The organism is Paraburkholderia sp. GAS199, assembly GCF_050436585.1.
Classification (GTDB): Bacteria; Pseudomonadota; Gammaproteobacteria; order Burkholderiales; family Burkholderiaceae; genus Paraburkholderia.
Genome location: NZ_JBNDMM010000002.1, coordinates 514,144 through 540,211, shown reverse-complemented (window position 1 = coordinate 540,211; position 26,068 = coordinate 514,144). Strand labels below are relative to the sequence as shown.

General features: G+C 63.7%; 21 protein-coding genes. 14 read left to right on the top strand and 7 right to left on the bottom strand.

Annotation, left to right across the window (positions count from 1 at the left end):
* Positions 1-44: 44 nt before the first annotated feature.
* The 3 genes from P3T18_RS08465 to P3T18_RS08455 all read left to right on the top strand — a co-directional run bounded on the left by P3T18_RS08465 (position 45) and on the right by P3T18_RS08455 (position 4,604).
* Positions 45-2,480: a 3-hydroxyacyl-CoA dehydrogenase/enoyl-CoA hydratase family protein gene (locus P3T18_RS08465; protein WP_429299468.1), complete on the top strand. Its 2,436-nt coding sequence runs from the start codon at positions 45-47 to the stop codon at positions 2,478-2,480.
* A 24-nt stretch (positions 2,481-2,504) separates the two neighbouring features.
* Positions 2,505-3,704, top strand: coding sequence for an acetyl-CoA C-acyltransferase (locus P3T18_RS08460; protein WP_429299467.1), 1,200 nt, complete (start codon positions 2,505-2,507; stop codon positions 3,702-3,704).
* A gap of 129 nt (positions 3,705-3,833) precedes the next feature.
* The gene (locus tag P3T18_RS08455) at positions 3,834-4,604 is read left to right on the top strand and encodes an enoyl-CoA hydratase (protein ID WP_429299466.1); all 771 of its coding nucleotides are present in this window, start codon (positions 3,834-3,836) and stop codon (positions 4,602-4,604) included.
* A 45-nt stretch (positions 4,605-4,649) separates the two neighbouring features.
* Here the strand turns inward: P3T18_RS08455 and fdhD are convergent, their stop codons facing one another.
* Positions 4,650-5,489 carry a formate dehydrogenase accessory sulfurtransferase FdhD gene (fdhD, locus tag P3T18_RS08450; protein WP_429299465.1) on the bottom strand — a complete coding sequence of 280 codons (840 nt, stop codon included), beginning with the start codon at positions 5,487-5,489 and terminating at the stop codon, positions 4,650-4,652.
* 178 nt (positions 5,490-5,667) lie between these two features.
* On the opposite strand from fdhD, the gene P3T18_RS08445 reads away from it, so the two are divergent.
* Together P3T18_RS08445 and P3T18_RS08440 are read left to right on the top strand one after the other, a co-directional pair.
* Positions 5,668-6,144, top strand: a complete 477-nt coding sequence (locus P3T18_RS08445) for a nitrate reductase associated protein (RefSeq protein WP_429299464.1) — start codon at positions 5,668-5,670, stop codon at positions 6,142-6,144.
* A gap of 192 nt (positions 6,145-6,336) precedes the next feature.
* Positions 6,337-9,447 (top strand): sensor domain-containing protein, encoded by a 3,111-nt coding sequence (locus P3T18_RS08440; RefSeq protein ID WP_429299463.1) that lies wholly within the window; start codon positions 6,337-6,339, stop codon positions 9,445-9,447.
* A 22-nt stretch (positions 9,448-9,469) separates the two neighbouring features.
* Here P3T18_RS08440 and P3T18_RS08435 read toward each other — a convergent pair whose 3' ends face one another.
* The gene (locus P3T18_RS08435) at positions 9,470-10,084 is read right to left on the bottom strand and encodes a glutathione S-transferase family protein (protein ID WP_429299462.1); all 615 of its coding nucleotides are present in this window, start codon (positions 10,082-10,084) and stop codon (positions 9,470-9,472) included.
* 161 nt (positions 10,085-10,245) lie between these two features.
* Here P3T18_RS08435 and P3T18_RS08430 point away from each other — a divergent pair, with 161 nt between their 5' ends.
* Positions 10,246-11,154, top strand: coding sequence for a LysR substrate-binding domain-containing protein (locus tag P3T18_RS08430; RefSeq protein ID WP_429299461.1), 909 nt, complete (start codon positions 10,246-10,248; stop codon positions 11,152-11,154).
* Between the two features lie 30 nt (positions 11,155-11,184).
* On the opposite strand, the gene P3T18_RS08425 is transcribed toward P3T18_RS08430, so the two are convergent.
* On the bottom strand, positions 11,185-11,580 hold the full coding sequence (locus P3T18_RS08425; protein WP_429299460.1) for an acyl-CoA thioesterase: 396 nt from the start codon (positions 11,578-11,580) through the stop codon (positions 11,185-11,187).
* Between the two features lie 315 nt (positions 11,581-11,895).
* Here P3T18_RS08425 and P3T18_RS08420 point away from each other — a divergent pair, with 315 nt between their 5' ends.
* A complete protein-coding gene (locus P3T18_RS08420) occupies positions 11,896-13,776 on the top strand; it encodes an ABCB family ABC transporter ATP-binding protein/permease (RefSeq protein WP_429299459.1) in 1,881 nt (626 codons plus the stop codon).
* Between the two features lie 80 nt (positions 13,777-13,856).
* On the opposite strand, the gene murU is transcribed toward P3T18_RS08420, so the two are convergent.
* Both murU and P3T18_RS08410 read right to left on the bottom strand, forming a co-directional pair.
* The gene (gene murU / locus P3T18_RS08415; protein ID WP_429299458.1) at positions 13,857-14,570 is read right to left on the bottom strand and encodes an N-acetylmuramate alpha-1-phosphate uridylyltransferase MurU; all 714 of its coding nucleotides are present in this window, start codon (positions 14,568-14,570) and stop codon (positions 13,857-13,859) included.
* A 3-nt stretch (positions 14,571-14,573) separates the two neighbouring features.
* Complete coding sequence (locus P3T18_RS08410; protein WP_429299457.1) at positions 14,574-15,641, bottom strand: aminoglycoside phosphotransferase family protein; 1,068 nt, start codon at positions 15,639-15,641, stop codon at positions 14,574-14,576.
* A gap of 222 nt (positions 15,642-15,863) precedes the next feature.
* Between P3T18_RS08410 and P3T18_RS08405 the strand changes: the two genes are divergently transcribed.
* The 4 genes from P3T18_RS08405 (at position 15,864) to rsmA (ending at position 21,669) form a co-directional block, all read left to right on the top strand.
* Positions 15,864-18,230, top strand: coding sequence for an LPS-assembly protein LptD (locus P3T18_RS08405; RefSeq protein WP_429299456.1), 2,367 nt, complete (start codon positions 15,864-15,866; stop codon positions 18,228-18,230).
* A 72-nt stretch (positions 18,231-18,302) separates the two neighbouring features.
* On the top strand, positions 18,303-19,664 hold the full coding sequence (locus P3T18_RS08400) for a peptidylprolyl isomerase (RefSeq protein WP_429299455.1): 1,362 nt from the start codon (positions 18,303-18,305) through the stop codon (positions 19,662-19,664).
* 5 nt (positions 19,665-19,669) lie between these two features.
* Entirely contained in the window at positions 19,670-20,680 is a 1,011-nt protein-coding gene (gene pdxA, locus P3T18_RS08395; protein WP_429299454.1) for a 4-hydroxythreonine-4-phosphate dehydrogenase PdxA, read from the top strand.
* 146 nt (positions 20,681-20,826) lie between these two features.
* Positions 20,827-21,669: a 16S rRNA (adenine(1518)-N(6)/adenine(1519)-N(6))-dimethyltransferase RsmA gene (gene rsmA / locus P3T18_RS08390; protein ID WP_429299453.1), complete on the top strand. Its 843-nt coding sequence runs from the start codon at positions 20,827-20,829 to the stop codon at positions 21,667-21,669.
* Between the two features lie 40 nt (positions 21,670-21,709).
* Here rsmA and P3T18_RS08385 read toward each other — a convergent pair whose 3' ends face one another.
* Positions 21,710-22,636: a DMT family transporter gene (locus P3T18_RS08385; protein WP_429299452.1), complete on the bottom strand. Its 927-nt coding sequence runs from the start codon at positions 22,634-22,636 to the stop codon at positions 21,710-21,712.
* Positions 22,637-22,968: 332 nt separating this feature from the next.
* On the opposite strand from P3T18_RS08385, the gene P3T18_RS08380 reads away from it, so the two are divergent.
* The 3 genes from P3T18_RS08380 (at position 22,969) to P3T18_RS08370 (ending at position 25,090) form a co-directional block, all read left to right on the top strand.
* Entirely contained in the window at positions 22,969-24,081 is a 1,113-nt protein-coding gene (locus tag P3T18_RS08380) for a porin (protein ID WP_429299451.1), read from the top strand.
* A 188-nt stretch (positions 24,082-24,269) separates the two neighbouring features.
* A complete protein-coding gene (gene gloA, locus P3T18_RS08375; RefSeq protein WP_429299450.1) occupies positions 24,270-24,656 on the top strand; it encodes a lactoylglutathione lyase in 387 nt (128 codons plus the stop codon).
* 35 nt (positions 24,657-24,691) lie between these two features.
* The gene (locus tag P3T18_RS08370) at positions 24,692-25,090 is read left to right on the top strand and encodes a DUF4440 domain-containing protein (protein WP_429299449.1); all 399 of its coding nucleotides are present in this window, start codon (positions 24,692-24,694) and stop codon (positions 25,088-25,090) included.
* Between the two features lie 40 nt (positions 25,091-25,130).
* On the opposite strand, the gene P3T18_RS08365 is transcribed toward P3T18_RS08370, so the two are convergent.
* Positions 25,131-26,033: a M48 family metallopeptidase gene (locus P3T18_RS08365; RefSeq protein WP_429300072.1), complete on the bottom strand. Its 903-nt coding sequence runs from the start codon at positions 26,031-26,033 to the stop codon at positions 25,131-25,133.
* Positions 26,034-26,068 lie beyond the last annotated feature (35 nt).

The window sequence follows — 26,068 nt, the reverse complement described above, 5'->3', positions numbered from 1 at the left end:
CAAGAGACATTCGCGACACCGCATAACTCCCCCGGAGGAACGACGTGAGCAATCTGATCATTCGCAAGGTAGCCGTGCTCGGCGCCGGCGTGATGGGCGCGCAGATCGCCGCGCACCTGATCAACGCCAAGGTGCCCGTGCTGCTGTTCGACCTGCCTGCCAAGGAAGGCCCGAAGAACGCCATCGCCCTGAAGGCGATCGAGAACCTGAAGAAGCTGTCGCCGGCGCCGTTCGGCGTGAAGGACGACGCGCAGTACATCCAGCCCGCCAACTACGACGACGACATCGCCAAGCTCGCCGAATGCGACCTCGTGATCGAAGCGATCGCCGAACGCATGGACTGGAAGCACGACCTGTACAAGAAAGTCGCGCCGCACATCGCGCCGAACGCGATCTTCGCGACCAACACGTCGGGCCTGTCGATTACCGAACTGTCGAACGGTTTCTCGGACGAACTGAAGGCGCGCTTCTGCGGCGTGCACTTCTTCAACCCGCCGCGTTACATGCATCTCGTCGAGTTGATTCCGACCGCGACCACGCGTCCGGAAATCCTCGATCAGCTCGAATCGTTCCTGACCAGCGTGGTCGGCAAGGGTGTCGTGCGTGCCAAAGACACGCCGAACTTCATCGCCAATCGCGTGGGTATTTTCTCGATCCTCGCCGTCATTACCGAAGCCGCGAAATTCGGCCTGCGTTTCGACGAAGTGGACGATCTGACGGGCTCGCGTCTGGGCCGCGCCAAGTCGGCGACGTTCCGTACCGCTGACGTGGTCGGTCTCGACACCATGGCGCACGTCATCAAGACGATGCAGGACACGCTGCCCGACGATCCGTTCTTCCCGGTCTACGAAACGCCGGCCGTGCTGGCCGAACTGGTGAAGAAGGGCGCGCTCGGTCAGAAGACCGGCGGCGGCTTCTATAAGAAAGAAGGCAAGGCGATCAAGGTGCTCGACCCGAAGACGGGCGAGTACGTGGACGGCGGCGCAAAGGCGGACGAACTGGTCGGCCGCATCCTGAAGCGTCCGCCGGCGGAGCGTCTGAAGCTGTTGCGCGAATCGCAGCATCCGCAGGCGCAGTTCCTGTGGTCGATTTTCCGCGACGTGTATCACTACATCGGCGTGCATCTGGAATCGATCGCCGACAACGCGCGCGACGTCGATCTCGCGATCCGTTGGGGCTTCGGCTGGAACGAAGGTCCGTTCGAAGGCTGGCAGACGGCCGGCTGGAAGCAGGTCGCCGAATGGGTGCAGGAAGACATCGCGGCGGGCAAGGCGCTCTCCAGCGTGCCGCTGCCTTCGTGGGTGCTGGAAGGCCCGGTCGCCGAGAAGGGCGGCGTGCACACGAACGACGGTTCGTGGTCGCCGGCTTCGAAAACGTTCGTGCCGCGCTCGTCGCTGTCGGTCTACGACAAGCAGGTGTTCCGCGCGCCGCTGGTCGGCGAAACCTCGGCTGATCCGAAAACCTACGGCAAGACGCTGTTCGAAACCGATGCGGTTCGCGCGTGGGTGGACGACCGCGCTGGCGAGAACGACGTTCTGATCGTCTCGTTCAAGAGCAAGATGAACACGATCGGACCGTCGGTAATCGACGGCCTGACGCAGGCGATCGAACTCGCCGAGAAGGAATACAAGGGTCTGGTGGTGTGGCAGCCCACGTCGCTGAAGCTCGGCACGCCGGGCGGCCCGTTCTCGGCAGGCGCGAACCTCGAAGAAGCCATGCCGGCCTTCATGATGGGCGGCGCGAAGGGCATCGAGCCGTTCGTGCAGAAGTTCCAGCAAGGCATGTTGCGCGTGAAGTACGCCAGCGTGCCGGTCATCTCGGCGGTCTCGGGCATCGCGCTCGGCGGCGGTTGCGAACTCGCGCTGCATAGCGCGAAGCGCGTCGCGCACATCGAGAGCTATATCGGTCTGGTCGAAGTCGGCGTGGGTCTCGTGCCGGCGGGCGGCGGTCTGAAGGAAGCGGCACTGCGCGCGGCGGAAGCCGCCACGCAGGTCGGCGCTACCAGCGACCTGCTGAAGTTCGTGCAGAAGTCGTTCGAAAACGCGGCCATGGCGAAGGTCTCGGCCTCCGCGCTGGACGCCCGCGCGATGGGTTATCTGAAGCCGTCGGACACGATCGTGTTCAATGTGTTCGAACTGCTCGACGTCGCGAAGAAAGAAGCGCGCGCATTGTCGGCCGCGGGCTATCGTCCGCCGCTGCGTGTCACGCAGGTGCCGGTGGCGGGACGCTCGGCCATCGCGACCATCAAGGCGTCGCTCGTCAACATGCGCGACGGCCGCTTCATCAGCGAGCACGATTTCCTGATCGCGAGCCGCATCGCCGAAGCCGTGTGCGGCGGTGACGTCGAAGCGGGCAGCCTGGTGGACGAAGAATGGCTGCTGAAGCTCGAGCGTCGTGCGTTCGTCGATCTGCTCGGCACGCAAAAGACGCAGGAACGGATCATGGGCATGCTGCAAACCGGCAAGCCGGTGCGCAACTAAGCGACGCGGATAGGGGAACTCCAAATGTCAAAGCAATTGCAAGACGCATACATCGTCGCCGCGAGCCGTACGCCGATCGGCAAGGCGCCGCGCGGCATGTTCAAGAACACGCGCCCGGATGAGTTGCTGGTGCACGCGATCCGCTCGGCCGTGGCGCAAGTGCCCGGCCTCGACACCAAGGTGATCGAAGACGCCATCGTCGGCTGCGCGATCCCGGAAGCCGAGCAAGGTCTGAACGTGGCGCGCATGGGCGCGTTGCTGGCCGGTCTGCCGAATACGGTGGGCGGTGTGACCGTGAACCGCTTCTGCGCGTCCGGTCTCACGGCGCTCGCCATGGCGGCCGACCGCATTCGCGTCGGTGAATCGGACGCGATGATCGCCGCCGGTTGCGAATCGATGAGCATGGTGCCGATGATGGGCAACAAGCCGTCCATGTCGCCGCATATCTTCGATCGCAATGAAGACATCGGCATCGCTTACGGTATGGGCCTGACGGCCGAGAAGGTCGCCGAGCGCTGGAAGATCAGCCGCGAAGCGCAGGACGCGTTCTCGGTGGAATCGCACCGCCGTGCGATCGCCGCGCAGCAGGCCGGCGAATTCAACGACGAAATCGCCGCCTACACGATCACCGAACGCTTCCCCGATCTCGCCACCGGCGAAGTGAAGGTCAGGACGCGCGAAGTATCGCTGGACGAAGGTCCGCGCGGTGATACGTCGATGGAAGGTCTCGCGAAGCTGCGCACCGTGTTCGCCAACAAGGGTTCGGTGACGGCGGGCAACAGCTCGCAGACATCGGACGGCGCGGGTGCGCTGATCGTCGTGTCGGAGAAGATGCTCAAGGAATTCAACCTGACGCCGCTCGCACGCTTCGTCAGCTTCGCCGTGCGCGGCGTGCCGCCGGAAATCATGGGCATCGGTCCGAAGGAAGCGATTCCGGCTGCGTTGAAGGCGGCCGGTCTGAAGATCGAAGACATGGACTGGATCGAGCTGAACGAGGCATTCGCCGCGCAGTCGCTCGCCGTGATTCAGGACCTCGGTCTCGATCCGTCGAAGATCAACCCGCTTGGCGGCGCGATCGCACTCGGCCACCCGCTGGGCGCAACGGGCGCGATTCGTGCGTCGACGGTGGTGCACGGCCTGCGTCGCCGTAACTACAAGTACGGCATGGTGACGATGTGCGTCGGCACCGGCATGGGCGCGGCGGGCATCATCGAGCGTCTGTAATCGTGTTCGCCACGGTTTCGACGGCGCTCGCGGCAGTTTCGGCCGCGGCGAGCGCGTAGGAATCGCAGAAACGGTTCGCCGGCCACGTGGCTCGCGAACCGTTTTTACATTCAGCAGGAGTACGAGGAGATGACAATGGACATTCTGGTCGAGCGCGCGGACGGCGTGCTGACAATCGCCTTCAACCGCGCCGACAAGAAAAACGCGATCACGGCCGCGATGTATCAGTCGATGGCCGACGCGCTGGTCGAAGCGCAGGGCGACGCGTCGATCCGCGCCATCCTGATTCGCGGCAGCGCCGGCATTTTCAGCGCGGGCAACGATCTCGAAGACTTCATGAAATCGCCGCCGATGGGCGAAGACGCGCCGGTCTTCCAGTTTCTGCGCGCGATCAGTTCGGCGGAGAAGCCGGTGGTGGCGTCGGTCGGGGGTCCGGCGGTCGGCATCGGCACGACGCTGTTGCTGCATTGCGACCTGGTGTACGTTGCCGACACCGCCAGCTTTTCGTTGCCGTTCACGCAGCTCGGTCTCTGCCCGGAGGCGGCGTCGAGCCTGCTGTTGCAACGCGTGGCAGGTTATCAGGCGGCGGCGGAAAAGCTGTTGCTCGGCGAAGCATTCGACGCCGCCGAGGCGCTGCGCATGGGTTTCGTGAATCGCGTACTGCCGGCCGCCGAGGTCGAGGCGTTTGCCGCGGCGCAGGCAGCCAGGCTGGCGGCGTTGCCGGCTTCGTCGCTGCGCGTCACCAAGAGCCTGATGAAGCGCGCCAGCCACCAGGAATTGCAGACGCAGATGACGGACGAAGCGCTGCACTTCGGCAAGATGCTGCTCGCCCCCGAGGCGCGCGAAGCCTTCAAGGCGTTCTTCGAAAAGCGTAAGCCGGATTTCCGCCAGTTCGACTGATTGCGCGAGCGGGGCCGTTTTTCGGCCCCGGCAAACTTTCCCGGATCAGGGCTGCGCCGGCTGCAAGGTGTCGTAATCGACGTAGCTGGTTTCGCGGCAGAAGCTCACGAGCCGCACGCCGGCCTTGCGAGCGATCGCGATGGCCAGCGACGACGGCGCCGAAATGGTCGCGACCATCGGCACGCCGACGCGCGCGGCCTTGCGCACCAGCTCGTAGCTGGCGCGGCTCGACAGGAACACGAAGCCGTCCTTTGTATCCACCCGGTCGAGCACCAGCTGGCCGATCAGTTTGTCGAGCGCATTGTGGCGGCCCACGTCTTCGAACGCGTACTGGATCGCGCCCGCCGCGTCGCACCAGGCGGCGGCGTGCAGCCCGCCCGTCAATCGCGTGAGCGCCTGATGTTCCGGCAGATCGCGGGCGGCGCGCGCGATGGCATCGGGCGCGAGGCGCTGCAGAAAACCGGTGTCCGGCACACGTTCGGGTTCCAGATCCAGCAGATCGATACTTTCGATTCCGCACACGCCGCAGCCGGTGCGTCCCGCCAGCGCGCGGCGTTTTTCCTTCAGCGCGACGAACGCCTGCTGCACCACCTGCAACTGCACTTCGGCATGCGGCAATTCGTCGTCGTCGTGTAGCTCGACCTCGATGTCGCGGATGTCGCTGCCGCGCTCCACGATGCCTTCCGAAATCGCAAAGCCGACCGCGAACGCTTCCAGATCGCGCGGCGTACACATCATGACGGCGTGCGAAATGCCGTTGAAGACGAGCGCGACAGGCCATTCCTGACCGACGTGATCCGTCACGGTTTCGACACCCGCGCCGCGATGACGGTGCACACGGCGCTCGACGGCGCCCGGCTGCCCGGCCGTTTCCAGTTCGTTCACTGCTTGACTCCTTCGTTTCATGCTCGCGCAACGGCGGGCCGCCTGCCTTTCGGTCGGGCTTCGGGCCTCGTGTCACGGCCCGAAGCGACGGCAGGCCGGCCCGCTATCGCGCGAATAAGGTTCTAAAATACCTCAAGCCGGGCCCGAGCGTCGCCCATCATCAACGAGGAACACTGTCATGGGACTCAGCGAAGCACCGCTTCTGTTCGACTTCGAAGTCGCGTCTTCGGAGAATTTCACTTTCATCCCGATGTCGGTGCGATTCAACCTCGACCGCTTCGGGCTGCGCATCTCGCTCGAACAGTGGCAATTGTTGCCGCTCGAAGACCGCAAGCTGCTGGCGCGTTTCCCGGTCGAAGACGACGCGGAAATCGAGCCGAACTTCGATCACGCGCTGTTCGAAATGCTGCGCACGCATGCCAATGTCGAGCCCGAATGGTTCACGCCGGAGGAAGATCCGGCGTGGCGGCGTACGGACAGCGTGCCGGAAGGCGTCGTGCGGCAGGCGGGGCTGGCCAGCCTGCCGGTGCCCGGCGTCGCGCAATGGGCGGACTTGCCGCCGTTCAAACGCTACGTGCTCGCCAAACTGTCGCGCAAGCCCGAAGCCAACCACGACTTCATCCCCGCAATGAAGGAATTTGGCGCTGCCGGCTAGGCGCGGCCGGCTAGGTGCAGCCGGCCAGGCGCGCCGGCAATAGAATGAATTAATTTCACCCTACACCCTCAACCCCGTTCCGATCGCTGCCGTTATCCATGGGTTGGCGCGTAAAGCACTCGACCGGTGTGGCCCGACGCACCGGTGGCGACCACGCGCTCCCGTCAGCAGAACGATTGACGTTCGGAACCCATGACTCCTTTTTTCTCGAAGCGGCTGCTGATCAATCTCGCGGTCGTCGCTATCGCGGTCGGCACGAATGCGTTCGTCGCCTACACGCAGATTTGCGGTCAACGCGACGCCGACGCGCGCCTGCTGCGTTCGACGAGCGTGCGTCAGCATCTCGACGCCTACCATACCGCCCTCGACGGCGGACTGGCTGCGCTCGGCCGCTTCGAAGCGTCGGGGCAGGCCGCGCCGGTCAATGCGGCGGTCGCGATGTCGAGTTCGATTGCCGGACTGGAGCGCGATCTGCGCAAGGAACTGGCCGGCGAACCGGCAATGCTCGACACGCTCGCGCGTCTGAGCGCCGACAGTCAGGCCCTGCAACACGACATCGACGACGCGCTGCTGAAGAGCGCCAGCGCGGGCGCCAACGACTCGCGCGCCTGGGCGGCCTCGACCTACACGCATCTCGGGCTCGGACTCGATCGCGTCGAAGCGGCGCTCGCGACCTTGCGCGAGCAGGAAAACCGCGCCTTGCAGACGTCGGCGGCGGCTTCCGCGAGCCGGACGCAGCGCGCCATGTTCCTGCTGATCGCGACGATGCTGGCCGGCAGCGCGTTGCTGATTTTCACGTTCGGCATGCGCGAGATCAGCGCGCGCGAAAAGCTGCGCTCGGTCCGCGCGCTCGGCCGTAACGACGAGCGCTTCCGCAGTCTGTTCGACGATCATCCGGTGCCGATGTACATTTTCGATCGCGAGACGCTGCGCTTTCTCGCCGTCAACGCGGCGGCGGTGCAGCAATACGGCTACACGGAAAGCGAATTTCTCGGCATGACGATCCGCGCGATCCGGCCGAGCGGAGAAATCACGCGTCTCGAATCGCATCTGCAGCGCAGCGACGCTGCCTCGCCCGGCCGCACCATGGCGGGCGTGTGGCATCACCGGCGCAAGGACGGCTCGACCATCAGCGCGGATATCTCGTACCACGCGCTGAACTTCATGGGCCGCGCTTCGTTCTTCGTGCTCGCCGACGACGTCACCGAGCAGATCAACGCCGAAGCCGAAGCGCATCGTTCGAACCAGATGCTCGAAACGGTGATCGACAACATTCCGCAGCGCATCTTCTGGAAGGGTCTGGACTCGCGCTACCTCGGCTGCAACATGGCGTTTGCACGGGACGCCGGGCTCTCCTATCCGGAGCAGGTGGAAGGCAAGGTCGACGCCGACATGCCGTGGCGCGGCTTTGCCGATCTGCTGCAGACGCACGACCAGGAAGTGATGAACACCGGCGTGCCGAAGATGAATTTCGAGGTGGATCTCGTGATCGACGGCGTGCACCGCACCACGGTGACGAGCAAGCTGCCGTTCACCGACGGCGACGGCCGCATCATCGGCGTGCTGGGTTCGTACACGGATATCACCGAGCGCAAGCGCGCCGATCTTGCCTTGCGTCTGCAAAGCCGCGCGCTCGACGCGAGCGTCAACGCGATTCTGATCACGGCGCCGTCGCCGTCGGGCAATCTGATCGAATACGTGAACCCGGCGTTCAAGCGCATCACCGGCTACGATCCGGCCGAACTGCTCGGCCAGGATTGCCGCGTCTTGCAGCGCGACGACCGCGAGCAGGAAGGCGTCGCGCTGATCCGTCAGGCGCTTGCCGCGAATCGCGAAGTGAGCGCCGTGGTGCGCAACTATCGCAAGGACGGCGCGCTGTTCTGGAATCAGCTGTTCATTGCGCCGGTGCCGAACGCCGAAGGCGTGATTACGCACCACATCGGCGTCATTAACGACGTGACGGATCTGATGCGCTATCAGGAGCAGCTCGAATATCAGGCCAATTACGACAGCCTCACGCGTCTGCCGAACCGCAATCTGCTGCGCGACCGTTTGCAGCATGCGCTGATCGTCGCGCAACGGCATCACAAGGGCGTGGCCGTCGTGTTCATGGACCTCGATGGCTTCAAGAACGTCAACGACAGCCTCGGCCATAGTGTCGGCGACCGACTGCTGACCGTGGTGGCGGAGCGGCTTGCTCGCTGCACGCGAACCAGCGACACGGTGGCGCGTCACGGCGGCGACGAGTTCGTGGTGGTGATGACCGACACCGTCGACGAGCAGTCGCTGATCGCGTGGATGGAGCGCGTGCGCGCGTCGATTTCCGAACCGGTCTGGCTGGACGGCACCGAACTGTACGTGGGCTGCAGCATGGGCGCGAGCCTCTTCCCGCAAGACGGTGAAGACGCGGAAACGCTGATGAAGAAGGCCGACCTGGCCATGTACCGCGCCAAGGACATGGGCCGCAACACTTTCCAGTTCTATCAGCCGGAAATGAACGCCAGCGCCGGTGCGCGTCTGAATCTGGAGCGGCGTTTGCGCCGCGCGCTGCGCGACAACGAGTTCCTGCTGCACTATCAGCCGCAGGTGGATATCGGCAGCGGACAGATCGTCGGCACCGAGGCGCTGGTGCGCTGGCGCGATCCGGAAGTCGGACTCGTGCCGCCGTCGTCGTTCATTCCGATGGCCGAGGAAAGCGGTTTGATCGGACCGCTGTCGGAATGGGTGCTGCGCGAGGCATGTCGGCAGAACAAGGCCTGGCAGGACGAAGGTCTGCCGCCGGCGCGCGTTTCGGTGAATCTGTCCGCGCGCGTTTTCCAGCAACGCGATATCGCCAAGCTGGTGATGCAGGTGCTCGCCGAAACCGGACTCGAGCCGCAGTATCTCGAACTGGAACTGACCGAGAGCACCATCATGCGCAACGCCGAAGAGGCGGTGTCGATGCTCAACGAACTGCACGCGCTAGGCATCGGCCTCGCCATCGACGACTTCGGCACCGGCTATTCGAGCCTCAGCTATCTGAAGCGCTTCCCGGTGGACCGGCTGAAGATCGATCGCTCGTTCGTGTCCGATATCGGCGTCTCGGGCGACGACGAAACGATCACCTCGGCGATCATCGCGCTCGCCCATTCGCTGAAGCTGCAGGTCATCGCGGAAGGCGTGGAAACGTCGGCGCAACTCGACTTCCTGAAAGAGCGCGCGTGCGACGAAATGCAGGGCTTCTACTTCGCGAAGCCCTTGTCGACCGAGGCGATTTCGGCGCTGTTCCAGGACGGTCTTCGACGGGAAACGGCGCTGGCGTAATGCGCCGCGCTGCTCGCCCGCATCAGACGGCGGGCGTGTCGAGGAACACCTGTGTCTGCTCGGCCGCTTGCGCGAACGCCTGCAAACGCGGATGCGCCGTGGGCGAGACGAAGTCCGGCAGCATCATCTGCGTGAAGCTCCATGCCACCGCCACCGCGACATCCGCCGCGCCCATATGACCGGGCTCGACGGGCAACGCGGCGGCCGTCAATTCCTCTTCGAGTTCACGGTAAGCCGCGTGCAACTGTTCGGTCACGCGCTCGATCCACGGTTCGTGCTGCTTTTCAGCGGGGCGCAGATTGCGTTCGTAGACGATCTGCACGCTCTTGTCGCAGGCGGCGAGCGCGAGGCCTGTCAGACGGGCGGCGCGCAGGCAATGCTCGGCCAGGGTCGGGAAGATTCGATGTTCGGGAGCCGCGAGCGTTGCCACGTACTGAAGAATCACCGTGGAATCCATGACGGTCTGGCCATTGTCGAGCACCAGCGTAGGCGCCTTGACGACCGGATTGATCTTCGCGAAGGCGTCGTAGGTGCTGAACACGGAAATGGACTGATGCTCGAAGTCGAGCTTCAGCAACTTCAGGCAGATCGCCACCCGGCGAACGTAGGGCGAATCCAGCATTCCGATCAGTTTCATGTCGTTCCCGTTAGAAGATCTTTATGGTCCGGCCGAACCGCCTGCGTCGTGGACTTATCTCCGGCCGGCTCGGCGCGATAGGCGATCGACCTATAGATTAACCCGACACGTGGCGCCAAAAAAAGCGACATTATTCGACGATTTTCGTCAGAATTGCTTACATGAAGATCATTCCACCTCTCACGGCATTGCGCTGCTTCGAGGCCGTCGCCCGGCTCGGCGGCGTCACGCCGGCGGCGCGCGAGTTGCACGTCACGCATTCGGCGGTGAGTCAGCAGATCAAGGTACTGGAAGAGTCGATGGGCGTCGCGCTGTTTGTGCGCGAAGCGCGCGGCTTGCGTCTCACGGAAGAGGGGCGTCTGTACGCGCTCGATATCCGCGCGGCGCTGCGCGATCTCACGCACGCGACACGGCGCGCGCAGGCGCGTCCGCAGGAAAGCGAACTGGTGATTTCCACCTTGCCGTCGTTCGCGCAGCATTGGCTGATGCCGCGCCTGGCGAGTTTTCGCGAGGCGCATCCGTACTATCGCGTGCGTCTGCTGACCAATTTGCAGATCGAAGACTTCCGGCAAAGTACGAGCGACATCGGCATTCGCATGGGCCAGGGCCATTGGCCCGACGTGGCGCAGCAAAAGCTGTTCGACGACGAGATGGTGGTGGTCGCGGCGCCGCATTTCGCACTCGGTCCGAATGGACGCTTGCCGCAGAGCACCGCCGACGTGCTCGCCTGTCCGCTGATCTCGAGCCCCGACGCGCCGTGGAGCGAGTGGTGCCGCGCCGCGCAGATCGGCGAACCCGCCGCCGAGGCGATGGTGTTGTCGGCGAACGATTCGAACATCGTGATCGGCGCGGTGCTGCTAGGGCAAGGTGTGGCGCTCGAACGGCGCAGTCTGGTCGCGCATGCGCTGGCGCGCGGCGACCTGGTGCAGATCACGGAGATTCGCGTGCCGTATCGTTATCCGTACTGGCTGGTGTGGCAGCAACGCGAGTTTCTGAATGCCAAACAGGCGCATTTCGCGCAGTGGATCGACGCGCAGGTCGATGCGTATCTGCGCGCCGCGCGCAATTGAATGGATAGTGCGTGAGCGTTTTGCGGCCGCTCAGTCGAGCAGCGGCAACGCGCGCGGACGGCGGTCGCTGTCGGTGGCGACGTAGGTGAGCGTGGCTTCGGTCACCTTCACGAGGTCTTCGGTCAGGCTCATGCGCTGCGCGTAAACTTCGACCGACACCGTGACCGACGTATTGCCCGTCTTGACGATGTCCGCGTAGAAACTCAGCAGATCGCCGACGAACACGGGCTGCTTGAAGACGAACGAATTGACGGCGATGGTCGCCACCCGGCCATTGGCGCGCCGGCTTGCTGGAATCGAGCCGGCAATATCCACCTGCGCCATGATCCAGCCGCCGAACACGTCGCCGTGAACATTCGCGTCCGACGGCTGCGGCACGACGCGCAGCGCACAGTGTTTTTGCGGAAGTTGGAGAAGATCGGTCATCGGGGCACCCTTGAAAAACGTATAGGCCAGGTCGGTTCGACCAGCGGGCGGGGATTGCACGACAACTGCACAGCGCGGCTGCGGGCAAGCTGTACGGCGCAGCGGCACGGACTATCTGCAACCACGGCCGGCCATTCCATTAAAAGCGGCGCCAGCCGGCTTCTGCGACAATAGAAAGATCAGGAATTGTACGGGAAAGCGCCCAGCCAAGGTCGCGCGACAAAAAGCAGTGCGCCGGGCTTGTCAGGGCGGCTGCTGCAGGTCGGCGCGCCGCTGCGAACTCCGTCGCTTCCACACTCTCCCCAGCCGGATCCCATGCGCCGTACGCCCTCGCCCGAACTCTCGCCAATCTCCACCCAGCCTCGCAACGACTGGCAGACGATTCTGTCGCTGCTGCCTTATCTCGCCACGTACAAATGGCGCGTCGGCTTCGCACTGAGTTGCCTGATCGGCGCCAAGGTTGCCAATCTCGGCGTGCCGATCGTGATGAAGCGGATCGTCGACAGTCTCGCCTCCGTCCAGCATCTGACCGCGCTTGGCCGTGCGCACGATTCTCCCGGCATCGTGTTGCTCGGCGGAGTGGGGCTGCTGGTGGTGGCGTATGCGGTGGTGCGGCTGTCCACGTCGCTCTTTACCGAGTTGCGCGAAATTCTCTTTTCGAAAGTGACCGAGAGCGCGGTGCGTCAACTCGCGCTCAAAGTGTTCCGCCATCTGCACGCGCTCTCGCTGCGCTTTCACCTCGAACGGCAGACCGGCGGCATGTCGCGCGATATCGAACGCGGCACGCGCGGCATCACGCAACTGATCTCGTATTCGCTCTACAGCATTCTGCCGACGCTGGTGGAAGTCGGTCTCGTGCTCGGCTTTTTCGTCGTCAAATACGAGGCGTATTACGCGATCGTCACGTTCATCGCGCTGGCCGCGTATATCACCTTCACGGTGAAGGTGACGGAGTGGCGCACGCATTTCCGCCGCACGATGAACGATCTCGATTCGAAGGCGAACTCGCGCGCGATCGATTCGCTGCTCAACTACGAGACCGTCAAATACTTCGGCAACGAAGAGTGGGAAGCATCGCGTTACGACGAAAACCTCAAGCGTTATCGCACGGCGGCGATCAAATCGCAGCGCTCGCTGTCGGCGTTGAACTTCGGTCAGCAGGCGATTATCGGCACGGGGCTGGTGTTCATTCTGTGGCGCGCCACGCAGGGCGTGATGGCCGGACGGCTCACGCTCGGCGACTTGGTGTTGATCAACACGTTCATGTTGCAACTGTACATTCCGCTGAATTTCCTCGGCGTGGTGTATCGCGAGTTGAAGCAAAGTCTGACCGACATGGATCGCATGTTCACGCTGCTCGGCGCGGCGCAGGAAGTGCCCGACGCGCCCGATGCGCCGGCGCTGCAAGTGAGCGGCGCGCAGGTGCGTTTCGAACATGTGAATTTTGCCTACGAACCGGCGCGGCAGATTCTGCACGACGTGAGCTTCACGATCGCGGCGGGCACCACCACGGCGGTGGTCGGCCATAGCGGCTCGGGCAAATCGACGCTCGCGCGACTCATCTTCCGCTTCTACGATCTCGATCGCGTCACGGGCGGCGCGATCACCATCGATGGGCAGGATATCCGCGACGTGGCGCAGGATTCGCTGCGCGCGTCGATCGGCATCGTGCCGCAGGATACGGTGCTGTTCAACGATTCCATCTACTACAACATCGCCTACGGCCGTCCGTCGGCGACGCGCGATGAAGTGATCGCGGCGGCGCGCGCGGCGCATATTCACGAGTTCATCGAAGGACTGCCGAACGGCTACGACACGCCGGTGGGCGAACGCGGCTTGAAGCTGTCCGGCGGCGAAAAGCAGCGCGTCGCAATTGCGCGCACGATTCTGAAAAATCCGCCCATTCTGCTATTCGACGAAGCGACGTCCGCACTCGATTCGCGTTCGGAGCGCGCGATCCAGCACGAACTCGACCAGATTGCCCGCGAGCGCACGACGCTCATCATCGCGCACCGTCTCTCGACCGTGGTGCACGCACAGCAGATCATTGTGATGGACAAAGGGCGCATCGTCGAGCGTGGCACGCACGCCGAGTTGCTGCGAGCGAACGGCCTGTTCGCGCAGATGTGGGCGTTGCAGCAGCAACGCGCGGAGCAGGCGCCGGAATCGGCGGAAGAGGTGAGCGGCGGCCATTGAGGTGAGCCGCGAGTGAGCCGAAGTGACGCGACGATCAGGACGAAGCGCGCCGCCGTTCGTCCTGATCCTGCATGACGCTGTTACTGCGCGCGCAGATGCGCGTCGAGCGCCCGCAATTGCGCGGGCGTGCCGACGTTCTCCCACATGCCTTCATAAAGCTCGCCGCTCGCCAGACCGCGTGTAATGGTTTCGCGGTAATACGGCGACAGCGCGCGCGCCGTGCCACGCGGCAGATCGCGGAACATGCGGGTGTCGTAAAGGCCGATGTTGCCGAACGTGAAGCGCGGTTGCGCGTCGAGTGAGAGCGTGCCTTCCACGAGACCGAAATCGCCATCCGGATGAAACGCCGGGTTCGGCACCATCACCAGATGCATGCCCGCTTCGCGCGATGCCGCGAGCCTCGCCGCATGCGCCTCCAGCGACGTGTAATCGAAGTCTGCGTAGACGTCGCCGCTGACCGCGGCGAACACTTCAGGCGCGCCGTTGTCTTCGAGCAGCGGCAGCGCCTGCACGATTCCGCCCGCCGTTTCCAGTGCCTGGTGTTCCGCCGAGTAGCGCAATTGCACGCCCCAGCGTGAGCCGTCGCCGAGCGACGTTTCGATCTGTTCGCCGAGCCACGCATGGTTAATCACGATCGTGGTGAAGCCCGCGCGCGCAAGCCGTTCGATCTGCCACACGATCAGCGGCTTGCCGCCGGCTTCCAGCAACGGCTTCGGGCAGGTGTCGGTCAGCGGACGCATACGCTCGCCGCGGCCCGCGGCGAAAATCATCGCTTTAGTCAGGGACATCGTCATGGATCAGAAGGTGTAGCCGACTTCGTTCGCGCGGCCTTCGAGGTCGTCGAGCAGCTTGGCGAACGGGCGCAGCGGCGCGTAGCGTTCGGCAACCTTGCGGGCGTAGCCGATGAAACGCGGCAGATCCTTCATGTAATGCGGTTTGCCGTCGCGATAGTTGATCCGGCAAAAGAGGCCGAGCACCTTGATGTGCCGCTGCAGGCCCATCCACTCGAGCTGACGGTAGAACTCGCCGAAATCCGGATCGACCGGCAGGCCGGCTTTCTTCGCGCGTTCCCAGTAGTAGACGAAGCAATCCAGTTCGAATTCTTCGTCCCAGCTGATGAAGGCGTCGCGCAGAAGCGAGGCGACGTCGTACGTGATCGGGCCGTAGACCGCGTCCTGGAAGTCCAGCAGGCCGGGATTCGGCGTGGCGATCATCAGATTGCGCGGCATGAAATCGCGCATCATGAAGACCTGCGGTTGCGACCGGGCGCTCGCCACCATCAGCGCGAAGGTGCGGTCGAGCACGCCGCGGGTCTTGTCGTCCATCTCGCGGCCCAGATGGCGGCCGATGAACCACTCCGGCATCAATTCCATCTCGCGGCGCAGGAAGGCTTCGTCGAACGGCGGCAGCACGTCTTCCTGCGTGGCGAGTTGCCAGCGGATCAGCGCGTCGAGCGCGTCGCGCATCAGCGTGCGGGCCACGCGCGGTTCTCCGTCGGTTTGCGCTTTCGTGAGCGCGCCGAGGTACACCTCGGTGCCCAGATCGGTGACGAGCATGAAGCCGGCCTCGGAATCGACCTCCAGCACGCGTGGCACGTGAACGCCGGCGGCGTCGAGCAACTGCGAGATCTGCACGAATTCGCGACACTTTTCGGGCGGCGGGGCGTCGACGGCGATCAGCGTGCCGATGCTTTCGCCTTCCGCCGCCTTACCGGCGAGGCGGAAATAACGGCGAAAACTGGCGTCGGACGACGCCGGCGCGAGGGTGTCGAGTTCGAGCCCGTAGCGCCCGGCATGGCCTTGCAGCCAGACATTGAGCAGTTCGAGGCGGGTATCGGTGGAGTCTTTTGAAGAGGGGGGCGTCATGAAAACCGGCAGCAAATTCAGAGGGGCAACGTCTTGCCATATAATACCCCACGACTTTTTTGACGCGACTCACGCCAGCTTTCGCGTATTCCGCTTTACCGCCCGCCGCACCGTTCGACAAATTTGAAATTTCGATGTGCAACCGACTGTCACGGTCGGGATGTGCAGGCGGTGGATCGTGACTACACAGGCTGACGAACGGGCCGATTCGCCAAACGATACATGCCGCCTAGACAGCTTTCCCAAACGACTCCCTCTTGTGCCGTTGTGCCGCGCAAAAGGCGGCTCGTCGCGGCGTTGATCGCCGTTCCGGGCCTGATGCCCGCGCTTGCGCACGCCCAGCTGGTGGGTGAAGCCGCGCAGCCGCAGCCGATCGACGCGCCATGGGGCATGCAGCTCGCCCCGCAGCTCGAAGAACATCCGTTGCTGGCGGGACAGAAGCCGGCCACCTTCGTGCTCGGCGACAGCACCAGCGGCACCACCGATCAGGACATGGCGGCCAAAGGCTCGGCCGAGGTGCGCCGTAATACGTTCGTCATCAAGGCGGACGCGCTGCACTACGATCAGGACACGGACATGGCCGACGGCTATGGCCAGGTCCATGTGAACAATAACGGCGCGACGTTCGCCGGCCCCGAGGCGCACATGCGGGTGGATTCGAGCGAGGGCTTCATGTCCACGCCGAAATACCGCTTCAACGTGACGGGTGGCTCGGGCAGCGCCGAGCGGGTCGATCTGCTCGACAATGAGCGCTCGGTGTTCACCAAGGGCACCTACACGGCCTGCGCGTGCACAGACAACCCGGCCTGGTACATCAAGGGCAGCGAGTTCGACTTCGACACCGGCGCGGACGAAGGCGTCGCCTACAACGGCGTGCTGTTCTTCCAGGGCGTGCCGGTATTCGCGTCGCCGTGGCTGTCGTTCCCGCTGTCGGGCGAGCGGCGCAGCGGCATCTTGCCGCCCACGTTTTCGATCAGTTCGTCGAACGGTCTGGAACTGTCGGTTCCGTACTACTTCAACATCGCGCCGAACCGCGATCTGACCGTCACGCCGCGCCTGATCTCGAAGCGCGGCGTGCAGCTGCAGTCGACGTTCCGCTATCTGTCGCCTACGTACTCCGGCTCGATCACCGGCGAATTCCTGCCGGACGACCGTCTGACCAAGACCAACCGCTACGCGCTGTACATCCAGCACAACCAGAACTTCGGCAACGGGTTCGGCGGTTACATCTACTACAACAAGGTTTCGGACAACACGTATCCGGAAGACCTGTCGTCGTCGGTCAGTCAGTTCATGAACGGCACCCAGCTCCTGTACCAGCAGGAAGCCGGGTTGACCTACAACAACGGTCCGTGGTCCGTGCTGGCGCGCGAACAGCACTGGCAGACGCTGGCGCCGTCCACGGCGCCGTACGGCCGCGAACCGCAGTTGAACGTGAAGTACGCGAAGTACAACGTCGGCGGATTCGACTTCGGCGCGGAAGCCGACTACTCGAATTTCCGCATCACCACCGCCGACATGACCGAAGGTCAGCGGGTGATGTTCAACCCGTACATTTCGTATTCGGTGGTCGGGCCGGGTTACTTCATCACGCCGAAGGTGCAATGGCACTTCGCGTCGTACAACCTGCACAACATCAGCGACGACGTCCCGGTCGGCACGCCGAAGAATTTCACCGAATCGATCCCGACGCTCAGCTTCGACACCGGGCTGGTCTTCGACCGCTCGGTGCGCATCTTCGGCGAGGATTACATCCAGACGCTGGAGCCGCGGCTGTACTACGTGTACACGCCGTATCGCAATCAGGAATCGGCGCCGCTGTTCGATACCGCGGATTCCGACTTCGGCCTCGCGGAAATCTTCACGCCGAATACCTTCGTCGGTAACGACCGCATCGCGGACGCGAACCGTCTGACCGCCGCCATCACCACGCGCTTCATCAACCCGGCAACGGGCGACGAACGCGCGCGCTTCGTGATCGCGCAGCAGTATTACTTCCAGGATCAGCGGGTCACGCTGCTGCCTGGGCAAACCAGCACACAAGCCACGCACTCGGACCTGATCGCGGGCGCGTCGCTCAAGCTCGGGGCCGGTTTCGCGTCGGAAACAGCGTTCCAATATAATGCCGACAACAATCAGCTGGTGAAAACGAGCGTCGGTTTCGGCTTCAGTCCGGGCACGGGCCGCGTGGTCAACGTCGCGTACCGCTACACGCGCGCCAACACCACGCTGGACAACCAGCCGATCAACCAGGTGTTGATCTCGGGGCAATGGCCGCTGTCGCATCGCGTGTTCGGGGTCGGCCGCTTCAACTACGATCTGGGCGGCCATCGGATCGTCGACGGTCTGGTCGGTCTGCAATACGACGCAGACTGCTGGACGCTGGGCGCGGGCATCCAGCGCTATGCGAACGGTTTGAACACCTCGTCGCAGCAGCAGTCCAGCACGCGGTTCCTCGCGCAGTTGACGTTCAAGGGCTTGTCGAGCGTCGACAACGGGCTGATTTCCGCGTTCCGCAGCAGTGTTGCCGGCTACACGCCGTTGCCGCCGCCGCCGCCGCCGGAAGCACGTTTCACCAACTACGAATGACGCTCGTCCGATCCGACCGTTCATAGCATGCGAAAAGACGGGCCAGGCGCGCCCGACATCATTGGAGTATTTGTGGCAATCATGAAAAAGCTTCGCTTGGCAACGCTTGCGGCCGGTCTGGCCGCCGCGGCGTCTTTCCTGTCGGTCGCGCCGGTTCAGGCGCAGGCCCTCGCGGGCAGCAACGGTCAGACGGTGGACACCATCGCCGCCGTGGTCAACAACGGCGTCATCACGCGGCGCGAACTCGACGAGCGCATGAGCCTGATCACGCGCCGTCTGAACCAGCAGAACGCGCCGGTCCCGCCGATGGACCAGTTGCGCCAGCAGGTGCTGAACCAGATGGTGCTGGAGCGCATCCAGTTGCAGAAGGCGAAGGAAGACGGCATCAACATCGACGACGCGGCCGTGCAGAAAACGCTCGAACGTCTCGCCCAGGCGAACAACCTCACGCTCGACATGTACCGTGCGCGCATCGAGGCGCAAGGCGTGCCCTGGACCACGTTCACGAACGACGCGCGTACCGAGCTGACGCTGTCGCGTCTGCGTGAAAAGGAAGTGGACAGCAAGGTCACGGTGTCGGACGCGGAAGTCGCGAACTACATCGCCAGCCAGCGCGGCCCCGGCGCCGGTCTGACGAGCGATCTGCGCATCGAGCACATTTTCCTGAAGGCGCCGCTGAACGCGTCGGAAACCGACATCGAAGCAGCGCAGAAAAAGGCGCAGGGTCTGCTGACGGAAGCCAAGGGCGGCGGCAATTTCGAAAAGCTCGCCAAGGCAAATTCGCAGGCACCGGACGCGTCGAAAGGCGGCGATCTGGGTTTCATGACGCCGACCAAGCTGCCGCCTGAGTTCGTCAAGGCCGCGTCCACGCTGCGTCCGGGCGAAGTCAATCCGGATCTGATCCGCACGAACGACGGCTTCGAAATCGTGCGTCTGGTCGATCGCCGCTCGGGTCAGGGCAACAGCTCCGATGCACCGAAGCTCGTGCAAACGCACGTGCGCCACATTCTGCTGCGCGTCGGCGACGGCATGTCCGAGCCGCAAGCGCGTCAGAAGCTGCTCGAGATCAAGAACCAGATCGCAGCGGGTGGCGACTTCGAAAAGTTCGCTCACACGTATTCGCAGGACGGTTCGGCGTCGCAAGGCGGCGACCTGGGCTGGATCAGCCCCGGCGAAACGGTGCCGGAATTCGAACGCGCGATGAACAGCCTGCAAGACGGGCAGATCAGCGACCCGGTGCGCAGCGAGTACGGCTATCACCTGATCCAGGTGCTCGGCCGCCGCGAATCGGAAGGCTCGGTTTCGCAGCAGATGGACCTGGCGCGTCAGGCAATCGGTCAGCGCAAAGCCGAACAGGCTTACGCCGACTGGCTGCGCGAACTGCGCGACACGGCCTACGTGGAAGTGAAGCCCACCGTTACCGGTTTGAACTGATCGTCATGACAAGCGCCGCGCAGTCCGCCAGCCATCCGTTGCAGATCGCGATCACGACCGGCGAGCCCGCCGGCGTCGGTCCCGAACTCACCGTGCAGGCGCTGGCTGGCGCGGCCGCGCACTGGCCGCGCGCGCAGTTCACCGTACTCGGCGACGCGAACCTGCTGGCCGAGCGCGCGCATGCGGTGAATGTCGATTGGGCTGCGCTCGTGGCCGACGGCCAACGCGTAAAGATCGAGCATCGGCCGCTCGGCGCGCCGTCGCAGGCGGGCAAGCTCGACGCCGCGAACGGCCGCTACGTGCTCGGTCTGCTCGACAGCGCAATCGACGGCGCGATGGCCGGCACGTTCGACGCCATCGTCACCGCACCGCTGCAAAAAAGCACCATCAACGACGCCGGCGTTCCCTTCACCGGCCACACCGAATATCTTGCCGAGCGCACGCATACGCCGCGCGTGGTGATGATGCTGGCCGGCACCGGCAAGCGTCCGCTGCGCGTCGCGCTCGCCACCACGCATTTGCCCCTGAAAGACGTGTCGGCGGCACTCACGATCGACGGTATCGTCGACACGCTGCGTATCGTCGATCACGACCTGCGTCATCATTTCGGTTTGCCGGCGCCGCGTATTCTCGTCACGGGCCTGAATCCGCACGCGGGCGAGAACGGCTATCTGGGCCGCGAGGAAATCGACGTCATCTCGCCGGCGCTCAAGCGCGCCAACGAGCAGGGCATCGACGCGCCCGGCCCGTATCCGGCCGACACGCTGTTTCAGCCGCGCTATCTCGAAGGCGCCGATTGCGTGCTGGCGATGTTCCACGACCAGGGTTTGCCGGTCCTGAAGTACGCCACCTTTGGCGAAGGCATTAATGTCACGCTCGGCTTGCCGATCATCCGCACGTCGGTCGATCACGGCACGGCCCTCGATCTCGCCGGCACTGGCCGCGCCGACGCCGGCAGCCTGATCGCCGCCATCGACACGGCGGTGTCCATGGCGCAGCATCGTCGCGCGGGCTAAGCCGTTCCAGTTGGCGTAGCATGGCCGGGCGGGCGGCATAGGTTAGATCGCCTCGTCGGCGCGGCAGCGCGATCGGCGTTTCGCGGCAGGCGGCGCGTTCCGCGCATTGTTATTTTTCGCAGTTCTCTTTTCTTAGCGTTTCTTCGATGTCCACCAGCAGACAGCAACAGGGCCGCCACCAGGGCCATATCGCGCGCAAGCGTTTCGGTCAGAACTTTCTGGTCGACATGGGCGTGATCGATTCGATCGTCGACGTGATCCAGCCGCGGCGCGGCGAACGCATGGTCGAGATCGGGCCGGGTCTGGGCGCACTCACCGAACCGTTGATCGAGCGGCTGGCCACGCCCGAGGCGCCGTTGCACGCGGTTGAACTCGACCGCGATCTGATCGGCCGTCTGAAAACGCGCTTTGGCGATCTGCTCGAACTGCACGCGGGCGACGCGCTCGCCTTCGACTTCGGGTCGCTGGCCGTGCCGGGCGAGAAAGCGTCGCTGCGTATCGTCGGCAATCTGCCGTACAACATTTCGAGCCCGCTGCTGTTTCACCTCACCAGTTTCGCCGATCGCGTCATCGATCAACACTTCATGCTGCAGAACGAAGTGGTCGACCGGATGGTGGCCGAGCCGGGCACGAAGGCGTTCAGCCGGCTTTCCGTGATGCTGCAATACCGCTACGTGATCGACAAACAGCTCGACGTGCCGCCGGAAGCCTTCAATCCGCCGCCGAAGGTCGATTCGGCGATCGTCCGCATGATTCCGTACGAAGTGCACGAGTTGCCGGACGTCGACGAGCGCGTGCTCGGCGAAGTGGTGACCGCCGCGTTCTCGCAGCGTCGCAAGATGCTGCGCAATACTTTGGCTGCGTATCGCGACAGGGTGGATTTCGAAGCGCTGGGTTTCGATCTGCAGCGTCGCGCCGAAGACGTGCCGGTGGCTGAATACGTGCACGTCGCGCAACTGGTTGCCAAGGCGGCCAGCCAGGCTAAGTAGCCACCTTATGTAGCAAACTTAGGCAGTAACACTCAAGCAGTCACGCTGCCCGCTTCGCGGGCGCGTTGACCAGCGCGATGCCGGTCAGCACCAGCGCGGCGGCCATCAGAAAACGCAGGCTGAACGATTCGCCGAGCAACAGCACCCCGAAGCTCACGCCGAATAGCGGCGTCAAGAAAGAAAATACCGAAAGCCGCGAAGCAATGTAGCGCGTGAGCAGCCAGAACCACACCAGATAGCTGATAAACGCGACCACCACCGCCTGGTACGCGAGGCTCATCACGACCAGCGGCGTGACGGTTTCCACGCGCGCCTGACCGACGGCGAGTGCCAGCGCGAGCAACACCACGGCCGACACCGCCAGCTGATAGAACAGCGTCTTGCTCGCACTCGACTGCGCGAGGCGCGTTGCCCGCACCACCACGGTGGTCGCGGCCCATGCGATGCCCGCCAGCACGCCGAGCGCGTCGCCGGCCGCGCCCTTGAGCGTGGAGCCCGCTCCGGCATGCACGAAGCCGTCGGCGAAAGCCAGCGCCATACCGGCAAACGCCACCACGATGCCAATCCACTGAATGCGCCGCATCCGTTCGCCTTCGACGAACCAGTGCAGGCCGAGCGCGGTAAAGCACGGCGCGGTGTACAGGAATACGGCCATGCGCGAAGCGCTGGTCAGCGTCAGGCCGAGAAAGATGCAGATGAATTCGGCGGCAAACAGCACGCCCGCGAGAAGGCCCGCGCCCAGCGTGCCGTCGTCGCGAAACAGCGGCGTGCCGCGCGAGCGCGCCCAGCCCCACACCAGCGCGGCCGCAATGGCCGAGCGCAAGCCCGCCTGAAACATAGGCGGCAGCGCGGAGTTCGTGCTTTTGATGGCGACTTGCTGAAAGCCCCAGATCACGCACAGACCGACCATCAGCAGGATCGCGAAGCTGTCCGGAGTGCGGCGCGCGGGCAGGGTGGCTGTGCTCATGGCGGTGTCGGTGTGAGGGGTGGGGTCAAACGATATCAGACCGTTCGGATGTTGCATTGCGATGACCCCACCGCCTACGCGCGCTTCTTACAACCTGCAAGTGAATCACACAAGTCACTGCAACGGCGCAACACAGATGCAACACCCGCGCCGTTCATTTTCTTACAGCGACGATTTCGCGCTATGGTTCATCCACGCGAAATTGTCAGGCCATTCGAATGGCCGGCGAAAACACCGATCTGCATGGCCTCCAGTCGGTCGCGTCACCGTACTTTGAAGCAGGTATGTCGTATCGAATAGCCGCGTCAAGCGGAGTTGATCGAGGAGATGCTATGAAGTGCGCAAGCAGGTTCGTGCTGGCGGCCGTACCGGCGGCACTGGTTTGCCATGTTGCGTCCGCGCAATCCAGCGTGACGCTTTACGGCGTGGTCGACGAGAGCGTGCGATATCTGACTCATGCGAATCCGGCCGGGGATTCGTCGGTCGGGCTCGGCGCGGGCGGCATGACGGAAAGCCGCTGGGGCCTGAAGGGTATCGAAGACCTCGGCGGCGGCTGGTCGACCTTCTTCAAGCTCGAAAACCGCTTGTATCTGAACAGCGGACAAAGCGATCCCACGTTGCCGTTCTTCAACGAAGCACAAGTCGGCATCCGCTCGGACTCGTACGGCCAGGTCATTCTGGGTCGTCAATACAACGTGATGATCGAAGGCATTACGGTGGGCGGCTACGGCAGCAATCCGTGGATTCCGTACGACTTCAGCTTCCAGCCGGAAGTGACCATGACCGGCGGCATCTGGACCAGCAACCAGGTGCAGTATCAGGCGCGCTACGACGGTTTTAATATTGCCGCGGGCTACGCGTTCGGCGGTAATGCCGGCAATTCGTACGGCAGTCAGATCGGCGTGGCGGCCGCGTATGCACAACCTGGCGGACCGTTCACACTCGGCGGCGCATACGAGGAGTCGAAAGATTCGGTGAACGGCGCGGCCGCGAAGGCCTGGACTTTCGGCGGTTCGTACACGTGGGACAAGACGCGCTTCGCGGTGGGCTACATCGTCAATCAGAACGACGCGGGCTTTTCGAATTTCGCCAACGGACCATTCACTGCGCCCGCGCTTGCCGCGCTCAAGTACACGGATTTTTCGCGTCGCCGCATGATTCTCGGCGGCGTGACGCAGCAGGTCGGCAATGCGTGGCACTTTGCCGCGAACGTGTGGCGCACGCTGCAGGACGGCAAGACGGCCGCGCAGGACGGCTCCGCGTGGCAGTATCAACTCGTCGCCGACTACAACCTCTCCAAACGCACCGACGTTTATCTGGAAGGCGACTACGCGCTGTATCGCGGCGACCTGATCGGCGCGCAATTGCAGGGCGTCAACGGCGTGGGGCTCGCGCAAAAAGGTTCGCAGATCGGCCTGATGGCAGGCGTGCGGCATCAGTTCTAGCGCGAAACGGCCGCGGTTGGCGCCGGATAAAACCGGCGCTGTGATTCACGTCAAGTTCCCGAAAAATCAGTCACGAGAACACGTGCGACAGCATGCGTGACGAAACGCCGGCTGGCCGGGCGACCTGCAATCCCGCGTGATTCCGGGTAAATTGTCGGTCTTCGCCATCACGCAACTGGGAGTACACCATGCGACTGCTTCACACCATGCTACGGGTCGGCAACCTGGATCGTTCCATCGCTTTCTACACGGATTTGCTCGGCATGAAACTGCTGCGCCGCGACGATTATCCGGAAGGCAAATTCACGCTCGCCTTCGTCGGCTACGAAGACGAACGCAGCGGCACCGTGCTGGAATTGACGCATAACTGGGACACGCCCGCGTACGACCTCGGCAACGGTTTCGGCCATCTCGCCGTGGAAGTGGAAGACGCGTATGCCGCGTGCGACAAGATCAAGGCGCAGGGCGGCAAGGTCACGCGCGAAGCCGGTCCGATGAAGCACGGCACCACCGTGATCGCTTTCGTGGAAGATCCGGACGGCTACAAGATCGAGTTCATCCAGAAGAAAAAGTGAGGTCGGCGGCGTAAGCGGTGAGCCGATAACAGGCAATGAACGACAACAATCCCTACTTCAAAGAACTCGACGATATCCACGTCGAAATCCAGGCGTTGTTCGACGGTTCCGCGGACGCCGGCGCACTGGATCGCATCATGGCGCGCTTCGCGCCTTCCTTCACGCTGGTGATGCCGTCGGGTGCGGTGCTGGATCGCGCCAGTCTGCACGACACGTTCGCCAGGCTGAACGGCGCGCGTCCCGGCTCGCAGATCCAGATCAAGGATCGCGTGATCGTCGCGCAATACGAGTCGGGCGCGGTGGTGACGTATCGTGAGTTTCAACGCGACGACACCGGCACGGCGAACGTGCGGCGCTCAACGGCGGTGATGGAAGTGGACGCGCACGGCCTAGTGCGGTGGCGTCATCTGCAGGAAACTTTCTGTACGGAATAACGTACGCAACCGTGTACGGACCCGGCCGGCGCCGCGAACGTCAGAGCGTCGGCAACAATTCCGGCGGATGAGACTTCAGCGTTTGCCGCGCCTCGCGGAATTCCGGGAAAATCGATTCGACCGTTTGCCAGAAGCGCGGACTGTGATTCATCTCGCGGAGATGAGCCAGTTCGTGCGCGACCACGTAGTCGATGATGGACAGCGGAAAATGGATCAGACGCCAGTTCAGGCGAATCTTGCCGTCGCTCGAACAACTGCCCCAACGCGTCGCCGCGGAAGAGAGCGCGTAAGCGCGGTAATTCACACCGAGCTTTTCCGCGTAGATCGCGAGGCGCTCGCCGAACAGACGCTTCGCCTCACCCTGCAACCAGCCCTGCACGCGGTCCTTGATCTGCTGCGGATCGGCCTGCAACGGCAGCGGCAATTGCAGCGCTGAAAGTTCGGCGTTGAACGCGAGCGTGCCTTGCGGCGAACCCAATTGCACACGTACCGGACGACCGAGATACGGGACTTCCGCACCGTCTTTCCAATCGACCTTAGGCAGCGCGCGCTGTTCGACTCGCGTTTGCCATTCGATCAGCTTGGTGAAAATCCAGCGCTGTTTCTCGGTGATCGCCGTTTCGATATCGGCCAGCGTGACCCAGCGTGGTGCGGTGATCATCAGGCCGGTGCTGTCGATTGCGAAACCGATCGAGCGACGCGCCGAGCGCTTGAGCACGTAGTGCAGCGTGCGCGAACCGATGGTGATGCTGCGCATCTTGCTGCCGTCCGGCGCAAGCGGCACGGCCGGCGGCTGACCGTTTTGCGTGCCGGACAATGAACCGGACGAAGGCGAAGAAGGTGACGGGGACGACGACGTCGAGCCCGGCTCGGCGAAGAGCGGGAGATCGAGTTGCCGGCTATCGAGCGCCGCAGCGGGCTGCGGCTTGAGAGACTTCTGCATCGGATTCGGCATCGCGCAAATTACGCCTTCGAGGG

Coding starts and splice junctions, on each gene's coding strand:
- P3T18_RS08460 (WP_429299467.1), top strand. CDS start 2,505: ATGTCAAAGCAATTGCAAGACGCATACATCGTCGCCGCGAGCCGTACG.
- P3T18_RS08455 (WP_429299466.1), top strand. CDS start 3,834: ATGACAATGGACATTCTGGTCGAGCGCGCGGACGGCGTGCTGACAATC.
- P3T18_RS08445 (WP_429299464.1), top strand. CDS start 5,668: ATGGGACTCAGCGAAGCACCGCTTCTGTTCGACTTCGAAGTCGCGTCT.
- P3T18_RS08440 (WP_429299463.1), top strand. CDS start 6,337: ATGACTCCTTTTTTCTCGAAGCGGCTGCTGATCAATCTCGCGGTCGTC.
- P3T18_RS08435 (WP_429299462.1), bottom strand. CDS start 10,084: ATGAAACTGATCGGAATGCTGGATTCGCCCTACGTTCGCCGGGTGGCG.
- P3T18_RS08430 (WP_429299461.1), top strand. CDS start 10,246: ATGAAGATCATTCCACCTCTCACGGCATTGCGCTGCTTCGAGGCCGTC.
- P3T18_RS08425 (WP_429299460.1), bottom strand. CDS start 11,580: ATGACCGATCTTCTCCAACTTCCGCAAAAACACTGTGCGCTGCGCGTC.
- P3T18_RS08420 (WP_429299459.1), top strand. CDS start 11,896: ATGCGCCGTACGCCCTCGCCCGAACTCTCGCCAATCTCCACCCAGCCT.
- murU (WP_429299458.1), bottom strand. CDS start 14,570: ATGACGATGTCCCTGACTAAAGCGATGATTTTCGCCGCGGGCCGCGGC.
- P3T18_RS08410 (WP_429299457.1), bottom strand. CDS start 15,641: ATGACGCCCCCCTCTTCAAAAGACTCCACCGATACCCGCCTCGAACTG.
- P3T18_RS08405 (WP_429299456.1), top strand. CDS start 15,864: ATGCCGCCTAGACAGCTTTCCCAAACGACTCCCTCTTGTGCCGTTGTG.
- pdxA (WP_429299454.1), top strand. CDS start 19,670: ATGACAAGCGCCGCGCAGTCCGCCAGCCATCCGTTGCAGATCGCGATC.
- rsmA (WP_429299453.1), top strand. CDS start 20,827: ATGTCCACCAGCAGACAGCAACAGGGCCGCCACCAGGGCCATATCGCG.
- P3T18_RS08385 (WP_429299452.1), bottom strand. CDS start 22,636: ATGAGCACAGCCACCCTGCCCGCGCGCCGCACTCCGGACAGCTTCGCG.
- P3T18_RS08380 (WP_429299451.1), top strand. CDS start 22,969: ATGAAGTGCGCAAGCAGGTTCGTGCTGGCGGCCGTACCGGCGGCACTG.
- gloA (WP_429299450.1), top strand. CDS start 24,270: ATGCGACTGCTTCACACCATGCTACGGGTCGGCAACCTGGATCGTTCC.
- P3T18_RS08370 (WP_429299449.1), top strand. CDS start 24,692: ATGAACGACAACAATCCCTACTTCAAAGAACTCGACGATATCCACGTC.
- P3T18_RS08365 (WP_429300072.1), bottom strand. CDS start 26,033: ATGCAGAAGTCTCTCAAGCCGCAGCCCGCTGCGGCGCTCGATAGCCGG.